This is a genomic window from Pseudomonas sp. FW305-96, from assembly GCF_058783825.1.
Genome location: NZ_JBYSYW010000040.1, coordinates 1 through 22,842 on the forward strand (window position 1 = coordinate 1; position 22,842 = coordinate 22,842).

Below are 22,842 nucleotides of genomic sequence, written 5' to 3' on the forward strand. Positions count from 1 at the left end.
GGGGCGGGCCGAGCAGCCCGTTGGGCGTCCTGCAGTACCCTCGCGGTGGGGCCGAAGGCTTGCAGCTGGCCGCCCTTGAGCATCAACAGGTTGTCCAGACCGGCCAGCAGCGAGGACTTGTGGGTGATCAGGATCAGCGTGCGCTTGTACTCGCGCAGCCTGGCAATGGCCTCGACCAGCGCCCGCTCACCGGCCTCATCTAGGTTGGAGTTGGGTTCGTCGAGCACGATCAGCGCCGGCAGCCCGTACAGCGCGCGTGCCAGGCCGATGCGCTGGCGCTGGCCACCGGAAAGCCCCATGCCGCCCTCCCCCAGCAGCGTGTCGTAACCACCCGGCAGCGCGAGGATCATGTCGTGCACGCCCGCCAGCTGCGCCGCAGCGACCACTTGCTGGGCGTCGACAAGGCCCAGGCGGGCGATGTTGTCGGCAATGCTGCCGGCGAACAGCTGCACATCCTGCGGCAGGTAGCCGATATGCTGACCCAGCGCGCCACGGTCCCAGGTCCGCAGGTCGGCGCCGTCCAGGCGCACCTTGCCAGTGATCGGCGCGCCGGAGCCGACCAGCAGCCGCGCCAGGGTCGACTTGCCCGACCCCGAAGGGCCGATGATCCCCAGCGACTCGCCCCCCGGCAGTTCGAAACCCAAGTTGTTCAGGCACAGGCGACTGCTGCCCGGTTGCGTCGCACCCACCTGCTCGACGGTGAGTTTGCCCAGCGGGGCCGGCATCGGCATGCCCGCCTGGCGCGGCGGCTGGGCCTGCAGCAACTCGCTCAGACGCTGATAGGCCAGGCGCGCACCGCTCCATTGACGCCAGGCACCGATCAACTGGTCGATCGGCGCCAGCACGCGGGCCATGAGGATGGAGCCGGCGATCATCATCCCCGGGGTGATCAATTGTTCGATGGCCAGCCAGGCGCCCAGCCCGAGCACCAGCGACTGCAAGGCCAGGCGCACGGTCTTGGTCAGCGCGGTGACCGCCGCGGTACGCTCGCTGCCCAGGTTCTGCCGGGCCAGAAACCCATGATGCAACCGTGCCCAGCGCTGGCGCACGGCGCCGAGCATGCCCATGGCCTCGATCACTTCGGCATTGCGCAGGTTGGCGCTGGCCTCCAGGCCCGCCTGCTGCGACAGTTGCCCGGCTTGTGCAAACGGCGCCTGGGTCATGCGCTCGTTGACCCACGCCAGCACCGTCAGCAACACCGCGCCCGCCAGCGCCATCAGGCCCAGCCACGGGCTGAACATGAACATCACCAACAGGTACACCGGGAACCACGGCGCATCGAAGAAGGCGAACAACGCCTGGCCGGTGGCGAACTGGCGCAGCGCGGTCAGATCGGCGAGCATCTGCCCCGCCGCACCTTTGTGCCCGGCCAGGCTGGCCTCGTAGGCCGCCTCGAACACCCGCGGGTTGAGGTCCATGTCCATGCGCGTGCCCAGGCGGATCACCACCTGGCTGCGCAGCCACTCCAGCAGCCCCATGAAGGCGAACACCCCAAGCACCATGAGGCTGAGCATCAACAGGGTCATCTCGTTGCGCGACGACAAGACCCGATCATAGACCTGCAGCATGTACAGCGCCGGCGCCAGCATCAGCACATTGATCACCGCGGTGAACAACGCGACGTTGCCAAGCCCGGCACGGCAGGCCTTGAGCGCCCGCAGCACTTCGTTGGCCGCGGCGGGAGCGGTTCGCATTTGTTGGAAACCTCGTAGAAGGCGCCGACAGGCGATTGCATTCGCGCCATCGTCGCCACAGAATTCGCACCGCCGCAGCCTGGGCCCGGCAAAGACACGGGCTGCGGGGTAAGTGCATCAGATCAGCGAATGGCAGGGTGACCTTCCATTCGCTTTTTCATGCCTGCGCTCAGGCCGCCAGGGCCAGGTCCTCAGGCAGCGCCTGCACGCCGACCGCTTCGGCGGAGGCCGCGTGAGCGGGGCCTGCGGCCAGGGCCGCGCCGATCTCGGCGAAGGTGCTGTTGGTGGACACGCCAAAACCGGCCAGCAGGTTGTCGAGCACGCCCTCCAGGGCCGAGGTGTTGCCCTGCATCAGGCCGTAGATCACGCTCTGCACTTCGTTGCCGGCACGACCTGCGCCCTGCGCGGCATCCAGGTCAAGGCCGTTGAAGCTGACCACGTAGTTGCCCAGGGTGAAGTCGCTGCCGCTGCCGCCGCCGAGCACTTCGCCCAGGGAAACGTTGTCGAGCGAACCCCACAGGTAGTGATTGAGGTTGTCGCCCGGTGCCTTCGATGGGTCGAACACGTAGTGCAGGCCGTTGGCGCTGTCGCTGTCGGCAATGAAGGCGTAATCCGAGCTGTTGCGACCGTGGGTGGCGTATTGGTCGCCGTCGAAAGTGCCGTTGCTGAAGCCGCCGGTGTTGCTGTAGCCGTGGCCGGCGGTGACGAAGCCGGCGCTCCAGAAGGCCAGGTAATCGTCGACGGTGGAGCTGGCGAAAGCGGCGTCGTAGTTAACGGAAAGGGTCATGACAGTTCCTCGTTGTTGCACAGTTATGACGAAGGCGTGTTCCGTGCCTTCGCGTCGCCCGAATGGGCAAACCCGGTTGAATCAGAAGCGGTACTCGAGCATGCCGCTCAAGGTGCGACCACGGGCCAGCGACAGGTTGTTGCCGTCGCCCATCGCCACGAAGTAGGCCTCATCGGTGGCGTTTTCCAGGGAAAGGGCCAGGTTCAGGCTGGAAGTCATCCAGTAGCTGGCGTACAGGTCATAGACGGTGTACTGGGGCCACTGCGCCTGATCGATCTGGTTGTAGGTATGGCTCTTGAGGTTTTCGCCATTGCCTTCGCTGTAGCGCACACGCATGCCTACATCCAGGGTGCGATCGAGCAGGCGCATGCCCAAGGTCAGCGCACCGCGGTCTGCAGGCATATAGGAAGCGTTGCCCATGATGTCGCCGCAGCTGACGATGTTGTTGGTGTCTGCGGCACCCTCGGCGCGTGATACCCGCACCGGCAGCATGATGATGCGGCTGCCCACACGGACCGGGCGCATGACGGTGCCGGCGCTGACCAGCCGCTGTGCGCCGCCCATGTAGAACTGGTTGGAGCAGAACTCGTTGCTGCCGATCATGTGGGTGTAGCTGAGCTGCCCGTAGTAGGCGCCGGCGTCGTAATCCAGGCTGTATTCCACGCCGCGAAAGCGCGTGGTCTCCAGGTTGTTCTGGTAGGCCGAGCGACCCAGCGCGATACCCGCCACGCTGCTGCCGGGCAACGAGACATTGGTGTCGAGAAACGAGAAGTTGTCGATGCGGGTGTCGAAGTAGGCGACCTTGGCGCCGAACCGATCGCCGTCGCGCAGCAGCGACTCCTTGAAAATGTTCAGCCCCAACTCCCAGTTGTGCGATTCCTCGGCCTTGAGAAACGGGTTGGGATAGACCATCTCGGCACTGCCGCCGGCATGTGGGCGGCCGCTCATGAACACCTCGGTCACCGCCGGCGGACGCCAGCCACGGCCCCAGCGGGTGTAGACCTGCAACCAGTCCGGCCCTGGCTTGACCGCAATACCGAAGGTTGGCGAGAAACGGCCTTCCTCCGTCTGCTCGTCGAAAATCATGTGGGTCTGCTGGCGCGAAAGGCTGACCTCGGTGACCCCCTCGGGGTACATCCAGGTGGTGACGCCGGTCTTGCCGCTCAGCCGGTAGCGGTCATAACGCAAACCGGCATCCAGACTGAGCCAGTCGTCATGCTCGTAGGTGAGATTGCCGAACAGGCTGGCCATGATCCGCTTACCTTTGGGATTGGCACCTTGCACATAGGGCAGCGATTCCACTTCGTTCTGGGCGGCGACACGGTCCGTGCTGGGACGGAAACTGTCCTGGAACAGCTCGGTGCCATAGTTGAAACTCAAGGTGTCGACCTGCCCGAAGTGCCAGCGCGAGGTGTTCTGCACCTGTAGCCCCCAGGTGTCGGTCTGGAAGCGGTCGGTATAGGCCTCGACACGGTTGCCGGTACCCACGCTGGACATGTTGTCGGCGTTCCAGCGGTCCTGGCGGGTGGTTACGTAATAAAGCTTGGCCTTGAGATCGATCAGGTCGTTGTCGGGCGAGAAGCTGTAGTCGACTGCAGCGTTCTTCGCATTGATGTCATTGGTCCCGGTGACCCGGTAGTAATAGCGGTTACTGTTGCTGTCGTTGTAGGTCCAGGCATCCTTGCTGTCGGCATCGGTCTCGAAGTAGCTGAACTGCAGGCGCTGATGCTCAGGCAGGTTGATGCCGAACTTGAACAGTTGGGAGCGGGTGATGCTGTCCATCGCCCCGACTTCACCGTGCAGCCAGCTCTTCCAGGCCTCGCGATTCTCCAGCTTGCCGCGGATCTGCGTGCCCAGGTTGTCGGCATTCTGCGTGCCGCTGCGGTAGTCGCCGAAGTGCCGCTCGCTGTAGCCGACGAGGATGTCGCCTATCTCGTTGCCGGCAGCAAACAGCGCACTGCCGTTGAAGTACGTGCCATTGCCCAGCTCGCCGATTCCATGGCCGGCGCGCAGGCGACCGCCTACTTCCTTGCCGGCGCCCAGCAGGTCACGGGCCTCGACGGTATTGAAACTGGCGATGCCACCGATCACCCCGGCGCCCCCCATGCCGGCAGAGGTGCCCTTGTCGATTTCCACACCCTGGATGAACTCCGGGTCGATGAACATCGTGCCGTTGCGCTGCTGGTGGCCGTTGACACTGAAGTTCTGGCGCATGCCATCGATGTTCATGTTGACTCGGCCATAATCCTGCACCCCGCGGATGTTCACCGACAGCCCGGGGTCGCGCTGGTTGACCGCTGTGTACACCCCGGCAGTCTGCTCGAGCAGGTCGGCAGCGTGGCGCGGCGGGCGTTTGTCGATCTGCTCGCGGGTGATCACGCTGACCGAGCGAGGCGTCTGGTAGACCCAGTCGCCGTCACGCATCGAGTCAATATGGGTGGCGCCCAGTTCCATGACCTGGCCACCCTCCGCCAGGCGCTCCAGGCCTACTTGGTCCGGAGCACTGAAGCGATAGCGTACGGGCATGCCGCGCAGTAACCGGTGCAACCCCTCTTCGACGCTGTAACCGCCGTGCAGGCCTTCGCTTTGCAAGCCAGCCAGGGTTCGGCTGTCGAAGAACACCTGCACCCCGGACTGCTCGGCATAGGCCAGGACGGCACTGTCGAGGGCCTGGGCAGGGATGTCGAACTGAATGACGGTGTGCCTGGCGCTGCTGGCGGCGGTAGCAGCCTGCACCATGCCGATCCCCATCGGCAGGGTGCAGGGGCCCAGGGCCAGGCTGCCGGCAAGGGCGATGCGGCTCAGAGGCCGGAGGGGTCGAGTTGATTGCGTGCTCACTGCGCGTCTCGTCTGTTGGCGTTTTCTAGTAATGAAAATCAATCTCAACAGTCAGACGAGCAACGCGGGAAAACTCAGTAACACCAGATGAAAGTTTTTGCGAAAGACTCAGTAGATCACGGTCAAACCCGGTAACTGCAGGCGCTTGGCCTTCAGCTCGCGGGTAAGGGTATCGGCGGCGACGGCCAGGTTGTCGAGGCGGAACACCCCGCTCACTTCCCGCTGCGCCAGCGTGCCATCGACCACCATCAGGCGGCCATCGCGATAACGGTTCAGGCGCTCGACCACCTCGGCCAGAGGCTGGCGCTCGAACACCAGCACACCTCGCTGCCAGTCGGTGGCGCGCTGCAGATCGTGGCCACTCCATGGCCGGATACCCTGGGCCTGGTCGTAGCGCACTGCCTGCCCCTCCTGCAGGAGCTGATGGGCGGCCCCCTGGGTCGGCGCCGTTTGCAGGCGCACGTCGACACTGTGCTCGAGCATGCCCACCCAGCCGCCATCACCCGCCTTGCCCACCACGAATCGGGTGCCCAGTGCCTGGCTGGTGGCACCGGCATATTCGACCACGAAGGGCCGCGGCTCATCCGCGCTGACCGGCGCCGCACTGAACACCGCCTCCCCCGCCAGCAGGCGCACCCGACGCTGCCGACCATCGAAGTCGAGCTGTACGGCACTGCCGCTGTCCAGATCGACCTGGCTGCCATCGGGTAGGCTGACGCGGCGCACTTCGCCAGCCGCAGCGTAGTCGGCACGCCAGTCGAGCAGTAATCGAGGGCCTTGTTCGACACCCAGTATTGCCAACAGCAGCAACGCACTACTGGCCACCGCCCAGCGCAGCCGCGTCGGCCGACGCCGGCCACGCGGACGCTCGGCCCGGGCTACTGGCGCCCGGTGCGGCGTTGTCGGTGCCAGGCTCGCCACCTGCCCGAGATCGGCCCAGATCGCCTGGGCGAAGGCATAGGCCCGTGCATGGCGCGGATCGCTGCCGCACCATTGCGCCAACGCCAGCTGCTGCGCCGGGCTCAGGGGGCCGCCCCCTTCCAGCACCACCCACTCGGCGGCCTGCTCGCGGATGGCTTGCTCGTTCTGGCTGCTCACACGGTTCTCTCGCGATCTGGTTATGTCTGGGCTGACGTCTGAAGCGGCATTTGTCAGTAAACCGTTGGTCATTCGGTTTCCTGCAGGCACTGCATCACATAGGCCAGGGCCTTGGCCAGATGCTTTTGCACCGAGCTGTCGGAGATCCCCAGTTGCCGGGCAACCTCGGCATGGGTCATGCCTTCCAGGCGGTTGAGGCGGAAGATTTCCCGGGTGCGCTCGGGCAACTCGCCAAGGATCGTCTGCAGGCGACGCAGGTGCTGCTCGCGCACGGCTTGCTCCTCGAGCCCGGGGCCATCCTCGACGAGCGCCTCGAAAGCCTCGTGGGGCACCGTGTCGGTCTTGCGCCTTTGCTGCTGACGCACGTGATCGATCATCAGGTTGTGCGCGGTGCGATAAAGGTACGCCTGGGCGTTGTCGATGGTCTCGGTACGCTGCTGCTCGGCCAAGCGCAGGAAACTGTCCTGCACAAGGTCAGCGGCCAGCTGTGGGTCGCGCACCTTGCGCGAGAGCAGGCCTTGAAGGTTTTTCGCGTGCTTGAGAAACAGCCGCTTGAGGTCTAACTCCGCCACACGCGCTCCATGAGGTGGTCGCAAGGTGGCGGTATGCTACTCGTTATTGAGAATCACTTACAAGAAAATGACCTACTCGAACAGTGCATCCAGCGCTTGTTCCAGACGGGTCACGGCAATCACCTGCAACCCGGCGGGAGCCTCTTTCGGTGCGTTGCCCTTGGGCACGATGGCACGCTTGAAGCCATGCTTGGCCGCCTCCTTCAGACGCTCCTGGCCACTGGGCACCGGGCGCACTTCGCCCGACAGGCCGATCTCGCCGAACACCAGCAGGCCATGGGCCAACGGCCGGTTGCGCAGGCTGGACATCACCGCCGCCAGCAACGCGAGGTCGGAGGCAGTCTCGAGCACCTTCACGCCACCCACGACGTTGAGGAACACGTCCTGGTCGTGGGTGGGGATGCCACCGTGCCGGTGCAGCACCGCCAGCAGCATGGCCAGGCGATTCTGGTCCAGGCCCAGGGTCACCCGCCGTGGGTTGGCCAGGTGGCTGTCGTCGACCAGCGCCTGGACTTCCACCAACATCGGCCGGGTGCCCTCCCAGGTAGCCATGACCACGCTGCCGGGTACCTCTTCCTGGGTGCGGTTGAGGAAGATCGCCGACGGATTGGAAACTTCCTTGAGGCCGCGGTCGGTCATGCCGAACACGCCCAGTTCGTTGACCGCGCCAAAGCGGTTTTTCACTGCGCGCAGCAGGCGCAGGCGGCCATCGGACTCGCCCTCGAAATACAGCACGGTGTCGACCATGTGCTCGAGCACCCGTGGACCGGCCAACGAGCCCTCCTTGGTGACATGGCCGACCAGGAAGATCGCCGTGCCGCTCTGCTTGGCGTAGCGCACCAGCAATGCCGTGCTCTCGCGCACCTGGGCCACGCCACCCGGCGCCGACTGCAGTTGTTCGGTGAAGATGGTCTGGATCGAGTCGATCACCATCACCCGCGGCTTTTCCTGGCGCGCGGTGGCGATGATGGTCTCGATGCAGGTTTCGGTCATGACCTTGAGCTGGTCCTGGGGCAGGCCCAGGCGTCGAGAGCGCATGGCCACCTGCTGCTGCGACTCCTCGCCGGTGACATACAGCGCCGGCATCTGCACGGCGATGTTGCACAGGGTCTGCAGGAGGATGGTCGATTTGCCGATACCCGGATCGCCCCCGATCAGCACCACCGACCCATCCACCAGGCCGCCGCCCAGCACACGGTCGAGTTCGGTGCTGCTGGTGGTGAAGCGCGGGATCTCCTCGACGCTCACTTCGGCCAGGGTCTTGATCTGCGCCTGCTGCCCGGTCCAGCCGGTGCGCCCGCTCGGTGCCGCGGCGCCGCCGCTTTCGATCATGCTCTCGACCAGGGTGTTCCAGGCCCCGCACTCGCCACACTGCCCGGCCCACTTGGGGAAGGTCGCGCCGCACTCGGTGCAGCCATACAAACGCTTGGCCTTGGCCATGGGCTGGGTCTCCTGGAAAAAACCGCCATGATAGCCGAACACGGACGTGCCCCGGAGCCCTCGGCGGGCGACAAAACTATTCGCTCTATAAACAGTCTGTAGCTGCGAACGTCACGCATGAAGCGTTTTAGTGGCTTACACTGCGTTTACCTCTCCATTCGTAACAAAGGAATACAGCATGGGCATGCTCAGTGAATTCAAGGCCTTCGCGGTCAAGGGAAATGTCGTCGACATGGCGGTGGGTATCATCATCGGCGCGGCGTTCGGCAAGATCGTTTCGTCCTTCGTCGGTGACGTGATCATGCCCCCCATCGGCCTGCTGATCGGCGGTGTCGACTTCAGCGACCTGGCCATCACGCTCAAGGCTGCCGAAGGCGATGTGCCGGCCGTAATGCTGGCCTACGGCAAATTCATCCAGACCGTGCTCGACTTCATCATCGTCGCCTTCGCCATCTTCATGGGTGTGAAAGTGATCAACCGCCTCAAGCGCGAAGAGGCAGTGGCACCGACCGCTCCGCCGGTGCCCAGCGCCGAGGAAACCCTGCTGACCGAGATTCGTGACCTGCTCAAGGCGCAGAATCGCCAGCCCTGAAGCACAAAACGACTGGGGCCGCTTTGCAGCGGCCCCAGTGACGGCGATTCAAAAGGCGCCATTGTTCCTTACCAGTAGTTCTCCACCGCCACCTGCCCCGGCCGCTTGCTCAGGCTCAGTTGCAAGTCCCGCGCCTTGAGCACCTTGCGCGTCTCGTCGATCATCTCCGGGTTGCCACACAGCATGATCCGTGAATGCTCCGGCGAAAGCGCCAACCCCGCCGCCTTTTCCAGTTCACCGTTCTCGATCAACGTGGTGATCCGCGCATTCAACGCACCTGGATGCTGCTCTCGGGTGACCACCGGAATGAACTGCAGCTTGCCCGCGTACTCCGCCAGGTAGTCGCGCTGTTCCAGCGCGGCGATTTCATCGACATACGCCAGCTCCTTCGCCTCGCGCACCGAATACACCAGCTTGATGTTGTCGAAGCGCTCCCAGGCCTCGAAATCCTGCAGGATCGACATGAACGGTGCGATGCCGGTGCCAGTGGCCAGCAGCCACAGGTCACGACCGCCAACGAAGCGGTCAAGGGTCAGGTAACCGAAGGCCTGGCGGTCGATCAGCAGGGTGTCGCCTTCGCCGAAGCGGCTCAGCTCACTGGTGAACTCCCCACCGGGCACCACGATGGAAAAGAAGTCGAGATGTTCGTCATGGGGCGCGCTCACCATGGAATAGGCGCGCCAGACGACGCTGCCATCTGCCTTGCTCACGCCCAGCCGGGCGAACTGCCCCGCACGAAAGCGAAAGCCTGCATCGCGGGTGACGCGCAGGGAAAACAGGTTGGGGGTCAGGGGCTGGACGCCGAGCAGGGTCTGGCGGGTGAATTTGTCGGCGCTGGCGGTCATGACGGGCTCCACGAATCAAGTGCGCACAGTGTCGCGCAAAGTAACGGAGATAAACACCGTCGATTTGTAGGGCATGCCATGACACCAAGCGCAAACAACTAAGGATGCGTGGCAGCTATAACAAAAAAACCCAGCACACCGTTAGGAGATTTCCTACACTACGGACCGTGCAATGCTGACTTTGGATCCACAGAGACGCAAAGGGAGCTTCATCGATGCCACATTGGAAGAGTGAGCTCCTCCAGCAACTGCTGGAGGAGCAGGAACCGCAGCGGTTGTTCGGCCAGGCCGTGCAACTGGCCCAGGCACTGGACATGGAGTTCGTCGGCCTGACGCTGCACCTGCATGTGGCTGCTCGTGGCCCCCAGGTGATCCTCTACAACAACTACCCAAGCGCCTGGAATGCGCGCTACCAGGCTGAAGACTTCATCAAGATAGACCCATCAGTATCAAAATGCCACCATACGACGCTGCCGCTGGTCTGGAACGACGAACTGTTCCACGAGGTGCCTCAGCTGCGGGAGGCCGCCACTGCCTACGGCATGACCCATGGCTGGAGCCAGTCAGTGCACGACCAGCAGCACAACGAAAGCCAGTTGAGCGTCTCCAGGGCCAAAGGTGCAGTCTCTCGTGACGAACTGTTCGAGAAGAGCGCCCAGGTAATGTGGCTGTGCAACACCTTGCACGCCGCCCTCAGCACGCACCACCTGGCGAAGTACAGCCCGCTGCCGCAATTGAGCGAACGCGAGCTTGAAGTGCTCAAGTGGTCCGCCGCCGGCAAGACCGCCGCCGACGTGGCGATGATTCTCTCGCTGTCGACCAGTACCGTGAATTTTCATATCCGCAGTGTGATAAGCAAGACCAACGCCTCCAACAAAGCCGGCGCCATCGCCATCGCCGCCCTGCGAGGCCTGCTCTGACAGCCCGCCCCCCGCACAGACGCAAAGCCCTGTAGAATCACCCGCCGCAAGCCCGCGCACAGCGCGCCGGGCAGGATTCGCAGCAGAGCCCCACGCCATGCCCCTGTTCAACAGCCCCTTCGCCGACCTCGACCTGATCCGCCAGCCGGAGCAAGCCAACGACCCGCTGCTGGCGTTCGATGCCGCCGACCAGTACCTGCTGGAACACATGGCCGCCCAGGCACCAGGCGCAGGCTGCAAGGTGCTGGTGCTCAACGACAGCTTCGGCGCCCTGGCCGCCAGCCTGGCCGGGCACCTGGACGTGACCAGCAGCGGCGACTCGCACCTGGCGCACCTGGCCCTGGAGAAAAACCTGGCGGGTAACGGCAAGCCGTTCGACAGCGTACCCTTCATCCCGGCCAGTGAACCCTTCCAGGGCCCGTTCGACCGCGTGCTGGTGCGCGTGCCCAAGACCCTGGCCCTGCTCGAGGAGCAACTGATCCGCCTGCAGGGCCAATTGGCGCCTGGCGCCCAGGTGATCGCCGGGGCGATGATCAAGCACCTGCCCAGAGCCGCCGGCGACCTTATGGAGAAGTACATCGGCCCGGTGCAGGCGTCGCTGGCGCAGAAGAAAGCGCGCCTGCTGATTGCCACTGTGACGCAACGGCCTCTCGCACATTCCCCCTACCCCAGCCGCTATCGTCTGGAGACGCCGCCCCTGGAGCTGGTCAACCACGCCAACGTGTTCTGCCGCGAAGGCCTGGACATCGGCACCCGTGCCTTCCTGCCGCATCTGCCGCGTGACCTGGGTCGCGCCCGCGTAGCCGATCTTGGCTGTGGCAATGGCGTGCTGGCGATTGCCAGCGCCCTGGCCAATCCGGATGCGCATTTCACCCTGGTCGACGAGTCGTACATGGCGGTGCAGTCAGCGCGGGAGAACTGGCGGGCGGCATTGGGCGAACGCGAAGTGACGATCAAGGCTGCGGACGGCCTGGCGGGGCAGGAGAAACAATCGCTGGACGTGGTGCTGTGCAACCCGCCGTTCCACCAGCAGCAGGTGGTCGGCGACTTCCTCGCCTGGCGCATGTTCCAGCAGGCCCGCGAGGCACTGGAAGTCGGTGGCGCGCTGTACATCGTCGGCAATCGCCACCTGGGCTACCACAGCAAGCTGGCGCGCTTGTTCCGGGGTGTCGAGCAGGTCGCGGCGACGCCGAAGTTCGTGGTGCTCAAGGCCCGGAAATAAAAGCATCGCGGGGCAAGTCGCAGCGGTGCACCGCTGCGACTTGCCCCGCGATCACTCAATGGCTCAGTGAGTACTCAGGCCTGCCGCGCTCATGAACATGCGCATGCCATAAGCCACCACCCCAAGCGCTGCCACGCTCACCCCCCAGATCAGCACCAGCCAACCCAGGCGTTGCCACAGCGGTTTCTTCTCTTCGACATTCATCACCCGACGCTCCTAGTGATAGCCGTCTTCATGGGTCACCTTGCCGCGGAACACGTAGTAGCTCCAATAGGTGTACCCGAGGATGAACGGCAGGATGAACAGCGTGCCCACCAGCATGAAGCCTTGGCTCTGTGGCGGCGCCGCGGCATCCCAGATGCTGATCGACGGCGGGATGATGTTCGGCCACAAGCTGATGCCCAACCCACTGTAGCCAAGGAAGATCAGCACCAGCGTCAGCAGGAACGGGGTGTAGTGGGCGTTACGCGCCACCGCCCGCAGCAACCCGTAGAAGGTCACCAGCACCAGAATCGGCACCGGCATGAACCAGATCAGGTTGGGCATGCTGAACCAGCGCTCGGCGATTTGCGGGTAGGCGATCGGCGTCCACAGGCTGACGATACCGATGACCACCAGCAGCACCAGCGCCAGGGGGCGGGCCATGTCATGCATTTTCTGCTGCAAGGGCCCTTCGGTCTTCATGATCAACCAGGTGCAGCCCAGCAGCGTGTAGGCGACGATCAGGCCCAGGCCCGAAAACACGGTGAACGGGGTCAGCCAATCCAGGGTGCCGCCGGTGAATTTACGGTCGACCACCTTGAAGCCTTCGATGAACGCGCCCAGCGCCACCCCCTGGAAGAAAGTCGCCACCAGTGAGCCCCAGATGAAGGCCTTGTCCCAGATATGACGCCTGTGGGCCCTGGCCTTGAAGCGGAACTCGAACGCCACGCCACGGAAGATCAGGCCCACCAGCATCAGGATCAATGGCAGGTACAGTGCCTCGAGCACCACCGAGTAGGCCAGCGGGAAAGCCCCGAACAGCGCTGCCCCGCCCAGCACCAGCCAGGTCTCGTTGCCGTCCCATACCGGGGCGACCGTGTTCATCATCACATCGCGGTCACGCTCGTCCTGGACGAAGGGGAAGAGCATGCCGATGCCCAGGTCGAAACCATCCATTACCACATACATCATGACGCCAAAGATGATGATCACGGCCCAGATCAGCGGAAGATCGATACCCATCTCAGTTCCCCTTGCTCAGGCTGCTGGAGTCGGCCTCATGGCCTTCATCGGCGGCGGACAGCGGCCGCGCCGGCGTGCGTTTCTGGCCAGGGCCACCGGGGGTGTGCTCATCGCCTTCACCAGTCTTCGGCCCTTTGCGCACCAGGCGCATCATGTAGCCCAGACCGGTGCCGAACAACGCGAAGTAGACCACCACGAACATCACCAGGGTGAACCCCAACTGCGCGTAGCTATGGTTGGACACCCCATCGGCGGTGCGCATCAGCCCGTAGACCACCCACGGCTGGCGGCCGATCTCGGTGGTGAACCAGCCGGCGAGGATCGCAATCAACCCCGACGGGCCCATCCACAGGGTCAGGTAGAGGAACGGCCGCGAGCTGTACAGGGTGCCGCGCTTGCGCAGCCACAGGCTCCACAGGCCGACAAAAATCATCAACATGCCCAAACCGACCATGACTCGGAACGACCAGAACACGATGGTCGAGTTGGGTCGGTCCTCAGGTGGGAACTCCTTCATCGCCGGCACTTGCTTGTCCAGGCTATGGGTCAGGATCAGGCTGCCCAAGGCTGGGATCTCGACCTTGAAGCGCGTGGTTTCGGCCTGCATGTCGGGAATGCCAAACAGGATCAGCGGCGTCGGCTCGCCGGGTTTGTTCTCCCAGTGGCCCTCGATGGCGGCGATCTTCACCGGTTGATGCTTGAGCGTGTTCAAACCATGGAAGTCGCCGATCACGGCCTGGATCGGCGCCACCACCAGGGCCATCCACATGGCCATCGACAGCATCTTGCGCACCGCCGGGTTGTCCCGCCCGCGCAGCAGGTGCCAGGCCGCCGAGGCGCCGACGAAGAACGCGGTGGCGACGAAGGCCGCGGTGGCCATGTGCATCAGGCGATAGGGGAAGGACGGGTTGAAGATCACCGCGAACCAGTCCACCGGAATCACCTGGCCATTGACGATCTCGTAGCCCTGGGGGGTTTGCATCCAGCTGTTGGAGGCGAGGATCCAGAAGGTCGACACCAGCGTGCCAAGCGCCACCATGCAGGTGGCGAAGAAGTGCAACCCCCGGCCGACACGGTGCCAGCCGAACAGCATGACGCCGAGGAAACCGGCCTCGAGGAAGAATGCCGTGAGCACCTCGTAGGTCAGCAGGGGGCCGGTGATGGAACCGGCAAAATCGGAGAACTGGCTCCAGTTGGTACCGAACTGGTAGGCCATGACCAGGCCCGAGACCACCCCCATGCCGAAGTTCACGGCGAAGATCTTCGACCAGAAGTGATAGAGGTCACGGTAGGTGCTGTCGCCGGTCTTCAGCCAAAGGCCTTCGAGGACCGCCAGGTAGCTCGCCAGGCCAATGGTGATGGCCGGGAACAGGATGTGAAAGGACACGGTAAAGGCAAACTGGATTCGGGCGAGCTCTAGGGCTTCCAATCCGAACATGGTGCTTCCTCTTCAGGTAATCCGGCGACCGGGCTCATGGCCTGTCGCCCACTGCCCCCACGGGTATCGAGTGCGGCGCGTTGGAATTGTTCTGTTCGATCGCGGGGATTCCGGCCCAAGGGCCAAGATCGTTGCATCTGGAACGATTGATCCAGATCAACGACTGAATGGAAGCATAGTCCTGAATGACCCATCCGGATGTGTGGTTGATTGCCGCGTGACCCGTTGCCTCACCCTCTTTTGCGAAGTCGCGATGGTTGATCCACGCGACTTTCAGCAACTATTTGTTACAAACAGATGTTACCCTGCAGGCCCCTCTATCTCGAGGCTGCAGCCCCCCGATGTCCGATTCCGCCCCGCAATTGCTGCGTCATCACCGCCCGTTCCTGGCCTTCTGGCTGGCCCGCGTATTCACCGCCAGCGGCTTCCAGATGCTCACCGTGGCCATTGGCTGGCATCTCTACCAACTGACCGGAAATGTCCTCGACCTGGGCCTGGTCGGGCTGGTCGAGTTCGCGCCCCGGGTGCTGTTCATGCTGCATACCGGCCATGTCGCCGACCGCTACGACCGACGCAAGGTAGCCGCCCTGTGCCAGACCCTGCAGGCGCTGATCGCCCTGGCGCTGGCCCTGGGCAGCGTCAGCGACAACGTCAGCCGCGAGCTGATCTTCATCCTGGCCTTCCTGCTCGGCGCCACCCGTTCGTTCGAGATGCCGGCGACCCAGGCGCTGCTGCCCAACGTGGTACCGCCAGGGCTGTTCCCACGGGCCGTGGCGGCGTCGGCGTCGGCCACCCAGTCGGCGACCATCGTCGCCCCGGCGGTCGGCGGCTTTCTCTACGCCTTCGGCAGTACCTGGGTGTACGGCCCGACCGTGGCCCTCTACCTCATCGCCTGCCTGCTGACCCTGAGCCTCGACGCGCGCCAGCAACTGCCCCAGCGCGGTCGGGCCAACCTGGAATCGCTGCTGGCCGGGGTGCGCTTCATCCGCAGCCGCCCGGACATCTTCGGCGCCATCTCCCTGGACCTGTTCGCCGTGCTGCTGGGCGGCGCCACCGCGCTGCTGCCAGTGTTCGCCAAGGACATCCTGCTCACCGGCGCCTGGGGCCTGGGCCTGCTGCGCTCGGCGCCGGCGGTGGGCGCGCTGCTGATGTCGCTGTGGCTGGCGCGCTTCCCGGTGGAGCGCAAGGTAGGCCTGATCATGTTCGCCTCGGTCGGCGTGTTCGGCGTGGCGACCATCGCCTTCGGCCTCTCGACCTCGTTCTGGTTCTCCCTGGCGGTGCTGGTGGTGCTCGGCGCGGCGGACATGATCAGCATGGTCATCCGCGGCGCCTTCGTGCAGCTGGAGACGCCGGACGAGATGCGCGGCCGGGTAAGCGCGGTGAACGGGCTGTTCATCGGTGCCTCGAACCAGCTCGGCGAGTTCGAGTCGGGTCTGACCGCGCACTGGTTTGGCACAGTCCCGGCGGTGGTGCTCGGCGGCGTGGGCACGCTGCTGGTGACCGGGGTATGGATGAAGCTGTTCCCGACGTTGACCCATCGCGACCGTATGCATAACGGTTGATCGACCTGCTGGCACCCAGAGATTAGGCAATCTCGCGCGGGAGCAGCATGCTGGTTTGTCCTGCACCGGCCTCTCGCCGGCAAGCCGGCTCCCACACCGACCGTGCCGCCTTCAAGCCAAGCGCCATCCCTGTGGGAGCTGGCTTGCCAGCGATGAGGCCAGTGCAGGAAGACGACACCGTTGCCCGATTGCCTTCCCCAATGGCCATAGGCCCCCGCCATCCTTGCTGGTATGATGCGCGGCTTTTTTCCACCCCGCACAAAACCACGGCACCCGGTACGGTCTGTGCTTTGCTGTTGGGGTCGATACATTCACGGCGCGAGGGCGCCCGGGGAGCAGGCATGCTGGAAAGGCTGTTTCAACTAAAAGCACACAACACCAACGTGCGCACCGAGATTCTCGCGGGCGTCACCACCTTCCTGGCCATGGCCTACATCCTGTTCGTCAACCCGAGCATCCTCGGCGAGACCGGCATGGACAAGGGCGCGCTTTTCGTCGCCACCTGCCTGGCCGCGGCCATCGGCTCGGTGACCATGGGCATCATCGCCAATTACCCGATCGCCCTGGCGCCGGGCATGGGCCTGAACGCCTTCTTCACCTACACCGTGGTCCTGCACATGGGCCACACCTGGCAGGTGGCGCTGGGCGCGGTGTTCCTTTCCGCGGTGCTGTTCTTCCTGCTGTCGATCTTCCGCATCCGCGAATGGATCGTGAACAGCATTCCACTGCCACTGCGCTCGGCCATTGCTGCCGGCATCGGCCTGTTCCTGGCGCTGATCGCCCTGCATAACGCCGGCATCGTCGTCGATAACCCAGCCACTCTGGTGGGCCTGGGCGATCTCAGCAAGCCCGCGCCGATCCTCGCCACCCTGGGCTTCTTCCTGATCGTCGCCCTCGAATCGCTGAAGGTTCGCGGCGCCGTGCTGATCGGTATCCTGGCGGTTACCGTGGCCGCGATCGCGCTGGGCGTCACGCCGTTCGGCGGGGTGGTCTCGATGCCGCCGTCGCTGGCCCCGACCTTCCTGCAACTGGACATCGCCGGCGCCCTGGACGTCGGCCTGATCAGCGTGATCTTTGCCTTCCTGTTCGTCGATCTGTTCGACAACTCCGGCACCCTGATCGGTGTGGCCAAGCGCGCCGGCCTGATGGGCAAGGACGGCCACATGCCGAAGATGGGCCGCGCCCTGATCGCCGACAGCACCGCCGCCATGGCCGGTTCGCTGCTGGGCACCTCCACCACCACCAGCTACATCGAATCGGCAGCGGGCGTGAGCGCCGGCGGGCGCACCGGCCTGACCGCCATCGTGGTCGCCATCCTGTTCCTGCTGGCGCTGTTCTTCGCCCCGCTGGCCGGCAGCGTGCCGGCCTTCGCCACCGCCCCGGCGCTGCTGTTTGTCGCCGTACTGATGGCTTCGGGCCTGGCCGAGATCAACTGGGACGACGTTACCGAAGCCGCGCCGGTGGTGGTGACCGCCCTGGCCATGCCGCTGACCTACTCGATCGCCAACGGCATCGCCTTCGGCTTCATCGCCTGGACCGCCATCAAGCTGATCTCCGGCCGTCGCCATGACCTGAACCCGGCACTGGTGATCCTGTCCATTCTCTTCGTCATCAAGCTGGGTTGGTTCCCCGCATGAGTGCCGCCTACGATCCCGCGCAATACGACACGCAACTGGCGGCCAAGGCCGCCCGCCTGCGCGAACTGCTGGCGCCCTTCGACGCGCCGGAGCCGGCCGTGTTCGACTCGCCGCGCGGGCAGTACCGCCTGCGCGCCGAGTTCCGCCTGTGGCGCGAAGGCGGCCAGCGCCACTATGCGATGTTCGCCCCGGGCGAGAAGCACAAGGCCATCCTGATCGACGACTTCCCGATCGCCAGCGAGCGCATCAATGCGTTGATGCCGCGCCTGAAAGCCGCCTGGCAGGCCAATGAAGACCTTGACAACCGGCTGTTCCAGGTGGAGTTCCTCACCACCCTGGCCGGTGACGCAATGATCACCCTGTGCTACCACCGCCCGCTGGACGAGGCCTGGGAGGCCGCCGCGCAGCAGTTGGCCGCCGACCTCGGTGTCAGCGTGGTCGGCCGCTCGAAAGGCAAGCGCGTGGTGATCGGCCGCGACTACGCGGTGGAGAAGCTCGACATCGCCGGGCGCACCTTCAGCTATCGCCAGCCCGAAGGCGCATTCACCCAGCCCAACGGCGCGGTGAACCAGAAGATGCTCGGCTGGGCCTTCGAGGCCATGGGCGAGCGCCAGGACGACCTGCTCGAGCTATATTGCGGCAACGGCAACTTCACCTTGCCGCTGGCCACCCGCGCCCGCCAGGTACTGGCCACCGAGATCAGCAAGACCTCGGTCAACGCCGCCCTGCACAACCTCGACGAGAACGGCGTGGACAACGTGCGCCTGGTGCGCCTGTCGGCCGAAGAGCTGACCCAGGCCCTGAACGAGGTCCGCCCGTTCCGCCGGCTGGAAGGCATCGATCTGAAGAGCTACGACTTCGGCACAGTGTTCGTCGACCCGCCGCGCGCCGGCATGGACCCGGACACCTGCGAGCTGACCCGTCGCTTCGAGCGCATCCTGTACATCTCCTGCAACCCGGAAACCCTGGCGCAGAACATCGCCCAGCTGCACGATACCCACCGTATCGAACGCTGCGCGCTGTTCGACCAGTTCCCCTACACCCACCATATGGAAAGCGGGGTGCTGCTGGTTCGGCGCTGACCCGCGACGACGCGGGGCCGCCAGGGCCCCGCCGTTCGCTGCAAGGAGTAATGTGCCATTGGACCAGTTGAGCGCCATGCAGACCTTCCGCCGGGTCGTCGACCTCGGCAGCTTCAGCGCCGCCGCCCACCAGGCGGGCGTTTCCCACACTGTGCTGTCGCGCCAGGTGAAGCACCTCGAACGCCATCTCGGCACGCAACTGCTCAACCGCACCACCCGGCGCCTGCAAGTGACCGAAGCCGGCGCGCTGTTCTATCGCCACTGCACGCGGATTCTCGAGCAGATGCAGGCCATGAACCTTGAACTGTCCGAGCATCAACAACAGCCCAGCGGCACGCTGCGCCTGGGTGTGGCCACTGCCTTTGGCGAGCTGGAACTCGGACACTGGCTACCCGACTTCGTCGGACGTCACGAGCGATTGCAGGTCGAACTGCATTGCAGCGACCGCTTCATCGACCTGCTGGAAGAAGACATCGATGTCTGCCTGAGGGTCACCGACCACCTGCCCGACTCCAGCCTGGTGGCCCGCAGGCTGGCAGACAGCGAGGTGGTGCTGGTGGCCGCTCCCGGCTACCTGGAGCGCCACGGCACGCCGACCAGCCCCGACGCCCTGGCTGCCCACCCGCTGCTCGGCTACAGCCGCTTGCCGCATCCGCAGCGCCTGCAACTGACTGGCCCCGCCGGCGAGCGCCGTGAGTTGCTGATGCCCCAGCGTCTGAGCGCCAATTCGCCGATGGCCCTGCGCGCGGCAGCGATCGGTGGGTTGGGGATCGCCAGCTTCGACCGCTTCATCGCCCACGACGCCTTGCGCGACGGGCGCCTGGTGCCGGTGCTGGCGGATTGGTCGCTGCCCTCGCGCACCTTGTACGCGGTCTACCCGCAGAGCCGCTATGTGGCGCCCAAGGTACGGGCACTGCTCGACTACGTGCAGGCGTACTACGCAGAGCCGCGATGGCAAAATTGATTTGTGCTTAAAGCGCACAGGACATGGCCATCTGGCAAAGTATTTGTGTGCAACTTGATTGTTTAACCTTCGCCCATTGTCACTTGGCGAAGGAGCCTCCCCATGAAAGTACTGCACACAATGTTCGCCGGCCTCACCCTGGCCACTATTGCCGCCACCGCCAGCGCCGCTGGCGACACCCTGAGTTCGGTCCCTGACAGCGCTTCGCTGAAATGGCAGCAGGTGCCCGGAACCCACGGAGCGGTGAGCTACGCCAATGTCGAAGGCAACCTGTTCGGCAAGGGGCCGTACTCGGCCTACGTGAAGTTCCGCAAAGGCACTGACAATGGCCTGCATACCCACAGCCAGACCCTGCCGACCGTGGTGTTGAGCGGAACCTTCTACGCGGTGATCGATGGCAAGCGAGTGGAGTACCCGGCAGGCGCCTACTACAAACTGCCCGCCAACCTCGTGCATGAAAGTGGCTGCACCGCGTCGGCCGATTGCCTGCTGTTCCAGTACCAGGCCGGTGCCTTCGACCTGAACCCGGTCAAAGGCTGAGCCTGGGCAACATGCTCACTCGCTGACCTGGAACTCCACCCGCGCCGTCTCGCCGCTTTCATCCAAAGCACTCAACTCGATGCGCCCGGCCTGCTCGAAACTTACCTGCAGGCTGTCCTGCCCTTGGGTCTCGCCCAAGGGCTGGCCATTGAGGAACCACCAGCGCCGCCCCGCCCCACCCAATGCCGACACTCGCACCTGCAGCGGCTCATGGCTGGTGGCCGGGCGACGCAGGCTGTCGCCGGCCCGCACCCCGACGATCGACAGCGGTGGCGCGCTGGCCGCCATCTGCGGTGGGCAGGTGGGATCGACAGCCGGCAGCCGCGCTGCCCGGCGTTCGGCGCTGGGCAACCACGGTTCGAGCGGGGCCGGCCACAGCGCGATGTCATGGGCCTTGGCACCGGGACAAGAGGCATCGACACGCAAAGCGCGCTCGTTGAGCCACACCGTTTCGCGCAAACCCAGCCCCAGCGGCTGGTCGGCAGCCTGCAAGGTCGGTGGCGTGGTGGCGTCGAGGGTCCAGGCGAAACGTTGCCGACGGCAGTTCGGGTCCTGACGGTTCATCGGCTGGCCCAGCGGCCAGCAGATCGCCGCCACACCGACCGAATCGGGCACAGGCTCGACCGGCACTTCGATACCGCGTTGGCTGTCGCGGTTGCTCAGCAGATCATGCACCTGCAGCATCAATGGCGCCGCCGAGGCCAGGCCGAACTGGCCCGGCACCGGGGTGCCGTCGGGGCGGCCGATCCACACGCCGATCAGGTAGCGCGGGCCGACGCCCACCGACCAGGCATCGCGAAAGCCGTAGCTGGTGCCCGTCTTCCAGGCCAATTGCGGACGCTGCACCAGCTCGGCGTGGGGGTCACGGTCCGGCCGCGCCAGGCCGCTGAGAATGCGCCGGGTGATCCAGGCCGACCCCGGCGACAGCAAGCGGCGCTCCACCAGCGGGTCCTGCGGTTGCAGGCGCACCTGCGCGCTCAGCCCACCACGAGCCAGCGCGGCATAGCCACCGACCAGCTCCTCCAGGCGACTGCCTGCGCCACCGAGGATCAGCGACAGGTTCGGCTCGGCCAGCGGCGGCAGCACCAGCGGCATCCCGCCCATGCGCATCTGCGCGGCGAAGCGTTTCGGGCCGTAGGCCTCGAGCAGTTGCACCGCCGGCAGGTTGAGCGACAGCGCCAGCGCCGAGCTGGCCGACACCGGGCCGCTGAAGCCCATGGAGAAGTTGCCGGGGCGGTAGTCGCCGTAGCGCCGTGGCACATCCTGCAACAGCGATTCGGAGTGGATCAGGCCGTCGTCCATGGCCATGGCGTAGAGGAACGGCTTGAGGGTCGAGCCGGGCGAACGCAGGGCGTGGATCATGTCCACGTGACCGAAGCGGCGCTCATCGTTCAAGTCGATGGAGCCGAGATACGCGCGCACGGCCATGCTCTGGGTCTCGACCACCAGCAACGCCGCCGAGGTGCGCTCGGGCAGGCGGGCGCGCCAGCCCATCAGCAAGTCCTCGAGGCGGCGCTGCAAGGCGGCATCCAGGGTGGTACGGATCAGTGGCGGGCTGTTCGGCGTATTCAGGCGCCGGGCCAGCAGCGGCGCCAGCGCCGGCTCCTGACGTGGCGCCAGCAACAGCGGCTCCTCACGCGCCTCGTCGATGCGCTGGGCTGGCCACACCTGGTACTCGGCCAGGCGCTGCAGCACCTTGTCCCGGGCACGCTGGGCACGTTCAGGGTGGCGATCCGGACGCAGCCGGCTCGGCGCCTGGGGCAGCACGGCGAGCAACGCGGCTTCGGCCGGAGTGAGGTGTTTCGGCGACTTGCCCAAGTACGCCCAACTGGCCGCCGCCACGCCCTGCAAGGTGCCGCCGAACGGCGCCCGGTTGAGGTACAGCTGCAAGATCTCGTCCTTGGACAGGTGCCACTCCAGCTGCGCCGTGCGCCACAGCTGGCGCAGCTTGCCGGGCAAGGTGCGGTCGTGCGGGTCGAGCAGGCGCGCCACCTGCATCGACAAGGTGCTGCCGCCGGACACCACCCGCCCGCCACGAAAATTGAGCCAGGCGGCCCGGGCCAGGGCCATGGGATTGACGCCGGGGTGATGATAGAACCAGCGATCCTCGTAGGCGAGCAGGGCTTCAAGGTACAACGGCGAGACTTCCTGCGGGCTGACCGGATAGCGCCACACGCCGTCGGCATCGGCGAAGCGCCACAACGGCGTGCCGTCCTCGGCCAGCACCACCCGCGCCAGGTCGTCGCCCGGCATGGGCAATGGCCAGATCCGGTCGGCCAGCCACAGCAGGGCCATGCCCAGCAGCACGCCGACGGCGACACGCCGCAGCAGCCTGGTCAGGCGCGGGCGCGCTAAGCTTGGCATCGGGAACCGACCGGGCCAGGTGA

General features: G+C 65.2%; 19 protein-coding genes. 8 read left to right on the forward strand and 11 right to left on the reverse strand.

All coding sequences use genetic code 11. The features are described 5' to 3' along the window. The 6 genes from AC3WL2_RS22960 to radA all read right to left on the reverse strand — a co-directional run. A partial coding sequence (locus AC3WL2_RS22960) for a type I secretion system permease/ATPase (protein WP_102719682.1) occupies positions 1 to 1,694 on the reverse strand: 1,694 nt, incomplete at its 3' end. 169 nt (positions 1,695 to 1,863) lie between these two features. Beyond that, positions 1,864 to 2,481: a heme acquisition protein HasA gene (locus AC3WL2_RS22965; protein WP_102684544.1), complete on the reverse strand. Its 618-nt coding sequence runs from the start codon at positions 2,479 to 2,481 to the stop codon at positions 1,864 to 1,866. Between the two features lie 81 nt (positions 2,482 to 2,562). Next, complete coding sequence (locus tag AC3WL2_RS22970; RefSeq protein WP_173862460.1) at positions 2,563 to 5,232, reverse strand: TonB-dependent receptor; 2,670 nt, start codon at positions 5,230 to 5,232, stop codon at positions 2,563 to 2,565. Between the two features lie 195 nt (positions 5,233 to 5,427). Beyond that, positions 5,428 to 6,417, reverse strand: a complete 990-nt coding sequence (locus AC3WL2_RS22975) for a FecR family protein (RefSeq protein ID WP_102684546.1) — start codon at positions 6,415 to 6,417, stop codon at positions 5,428 to 5,430. 68 nt (positions 6,418 to 6,485) lie between these two features. Continuing rightward, positions 6,486 to 6,989, reverse strand: a complete 504-nt coding sequence (locus AC3WL2_RS22980; protein WP_102684547.1) for an RNA polymerase sigma factor — start codon at positions 6,987 to 6,989, stop codon at positions 6,486 to 6,488. Positions 6,990 to 7,061: 72 nt separating this feature from the next. Next, positions 7,062 to 8,429 carry a DNA repair protein RadA gene (radA, locus tag AC3WL2_RS22985; protein WP_046857208.1) on the reverse strand — a complete coding sequence of 456 codons (1,368 nt, stop codon included), beginning with the start codon at positions 8,427 to 8,429 and terminating at the stop codon, positions 7,062 to 7,064. 178 nt (positions 8,430 to 8,607) lie between these two features. Between radA and mscL the strand changes: the two genes are divergently transcribed. Then, positions 8,608 to 9,021 (forward strand): large-conductance mechanosensitive channel protein MscL, encoded by a 414-nt coding sequence (gene mscL / locus AC3WL2_RS22990; protein ID WP_046857209.1) that lies wholly within the window; start codon positions 8,608 to 8,610, stop codon positions 9,019 to 9,021. 68 nt (positions 9,022 to 9,089) lie between these two features. Here mscL and AC3WL2_RS22995 read toward each other — a convergent pair whose 3' ends face one another. Next, the gene (locus AC3WL2_RS22995) at positions 9,090 to 9,866 is read right to left on the reverse strand and encodes a ferredoxin--NADP reductase (protein WP_102684548.1); all 777 of its coding nucleotides are present in this window, start codon (positions 9,864 to 9,866) and stop codon (positions 9,090 to 9,092) included. Between the two features lie 215 nt (positions 9,867 to 10,081). Here AC3WL2_RS22995 and AC3WL2_RS23000 point away from each other — a divergent pair, with 215 nt between their 5' ends. Continuing rightward, complete coding sequence (locus tag AC3WL2_RS23000; RefSeq protein WP_102684549.1) at positions 10,082 to 10,786, forward strand: autoinducer binding domain-containing protein; 705 nt, start codon at positions 10,082 to 10,084, stop codon at positions 10,784 to 10,786. A gap of 97 nt (positions 10,787 to 10,883) precedes the next feature. Then, a complete protein-coding gene (locus tag AC3WL2_RS23005; protein WP_102684550.1) occupies positions 10,884 to 12,008 on the forward strand; it encodes a methyltransferase in 1,125 nt (374 codons plus the stop codon). Positions 12,009 to 12,071: 63 nt separating this feature from the next. On the opposite strand, the gene AC3WL2_RS23010 is transcribed toward AC3WL2_RS23005, so the two are convergent. From AC3WL2_RS23010 to AC3WL2_RS23020, 3 genes are read right to left on the reverse strand one after another with little or no spacing between them, the layout of a single operon-like run. After that, positions 12,072 to 12,212, reverse strand: a complete 141-nt coding sequence (locus AC3WL2_RS23010) for a DUF2474 domain-containing protein (RefSeq protein ID WP_102684551.1) — start codon at positions 12,210 to 12,212, stop codon at positions 12,072 to 12,074. Between the two features lie 12 nt (positions 12,213 to 12,224). Further along, positions 12,225 to 13,232 carry a cytochrome d ubiquinol oxidase subunit II gene (gene cydB, locus AC3WL2_RS23015; protein WP_102684552.1) on the reverse strand — a complete coding sequence of 336 codons (1,008 nt, stop codon included), beginning with the start codon at positions 13,230 to 13,232 and terminating at the stop codon, positions 12,225 to 12,227. A 1-nt stretch (position 13,233) separates the two neighbouring features. Continuing rightward, positions 13,234 to 14,670, reverse strand: coding sequence for a cytochrome ubiquinol oxidase subunit I (locus tag AC3WL2_RS23020; protein ID WP_102684553.1), 1,437 nt, complete (start codon positions 14,668 to 14,670; stop codon positions 13,234 to 13,236). A 341-nt stretch (positions 14,671 to 15,011) separates the two neighbouring features. Here AC3WL2_RS23020 and AC3WL2_RS23025 point away from each other — a divergent pair, with 341 nt between their 5' ends. The 5 genes from AC3WL2_RS23025 to AC3WL2_RS23045 all read left to right on the forward strand — a co-directional run bounded on the left by AC3WL2_RS23025 (position 15,012) and on the right by AC3WL2_RS23045 (position 20,455). Next, positions 15,012 to 16,232 (forward strand): MFS transporter, encoded by a 1,221-nt coding sequence (locus AC3WL2_RS23025; RefSeq protein ID WP_102684554.1) that lies wholly within the window; start codon positions 15,012 to 15,014, stop codon positions 16,230 to 16,232. Between the two features lie 341 nt (positions 16,233 to 16,573). Beyond that, complete coding sequence (locus tag AC3WL2_RS23030) at positions 16,574 to 17,869, forward strand: NCS2 family permease (RefSeq protein ID WP_038707321.1); 1,296 nt, start codon at positions 16,574 to 16,576, stop codon at positions 17,867 to 17,869. Beyond that, the gene (gene trmA / locus AC3WL2_RS23035) at positions 17,866 to 18,951 is read left to right on the forward strand and encodes a tRNA (uridine(54)-C5)-methyltransferase TrmA (RefSeq protein ID WP_102684555.1); all 1,086 of its coding nucleotides are present in this window, start codon (positions 17,866 to 17,868) and stop codon (positions 18,949 to 18,951) included. Before AC3WL2_RS23030 ends, trmA begins: the two co-directional genes overlap by 4 nt. A gap of 58 nt (positions 18,952 to 19,009) precedes the next feature. Beyond that, positions 19,010 to 19,915, forward strand: coding sequence for a LysR family transcriptional regulator (locus AC3WL2_RS23040; RefSeq protein ID WP_102684556.1), 906 nt, complete (start codon positions 19,010 to 19,012; stop codon positions 19,913 to 19,915). A 102-nt stretch (positions 19,916 to 20,017) separates the two neighbouring features. Beyond that, entirely contained in the window at positions 20,018 to 20,455 is a 438-nt protein-coding gene (locus AC3WL2_RS23045) for a cupin domain-containing protein (protein ID WP_102684557.1), read from the forward strand. A gap of 15 nt (positions 20,456 to 20,470) precedes the next feature. Here the strand turns inward: AC3WL2_RS23045 and pbpC are convergent, their stop codons facing one another. Then, entirely contained in the window at positions 20,471 to 22,819 is a 2,349-nt protein-coding gene (pbpC, locus tag AC3WL2_RS23050; protein ID WP_102684571.1) for a peptidoglycan glycosyltransferase PbpC, read from the reverse strand. Positions 22,820 to 22,842 lie beyond the last annotated feature (23 nt).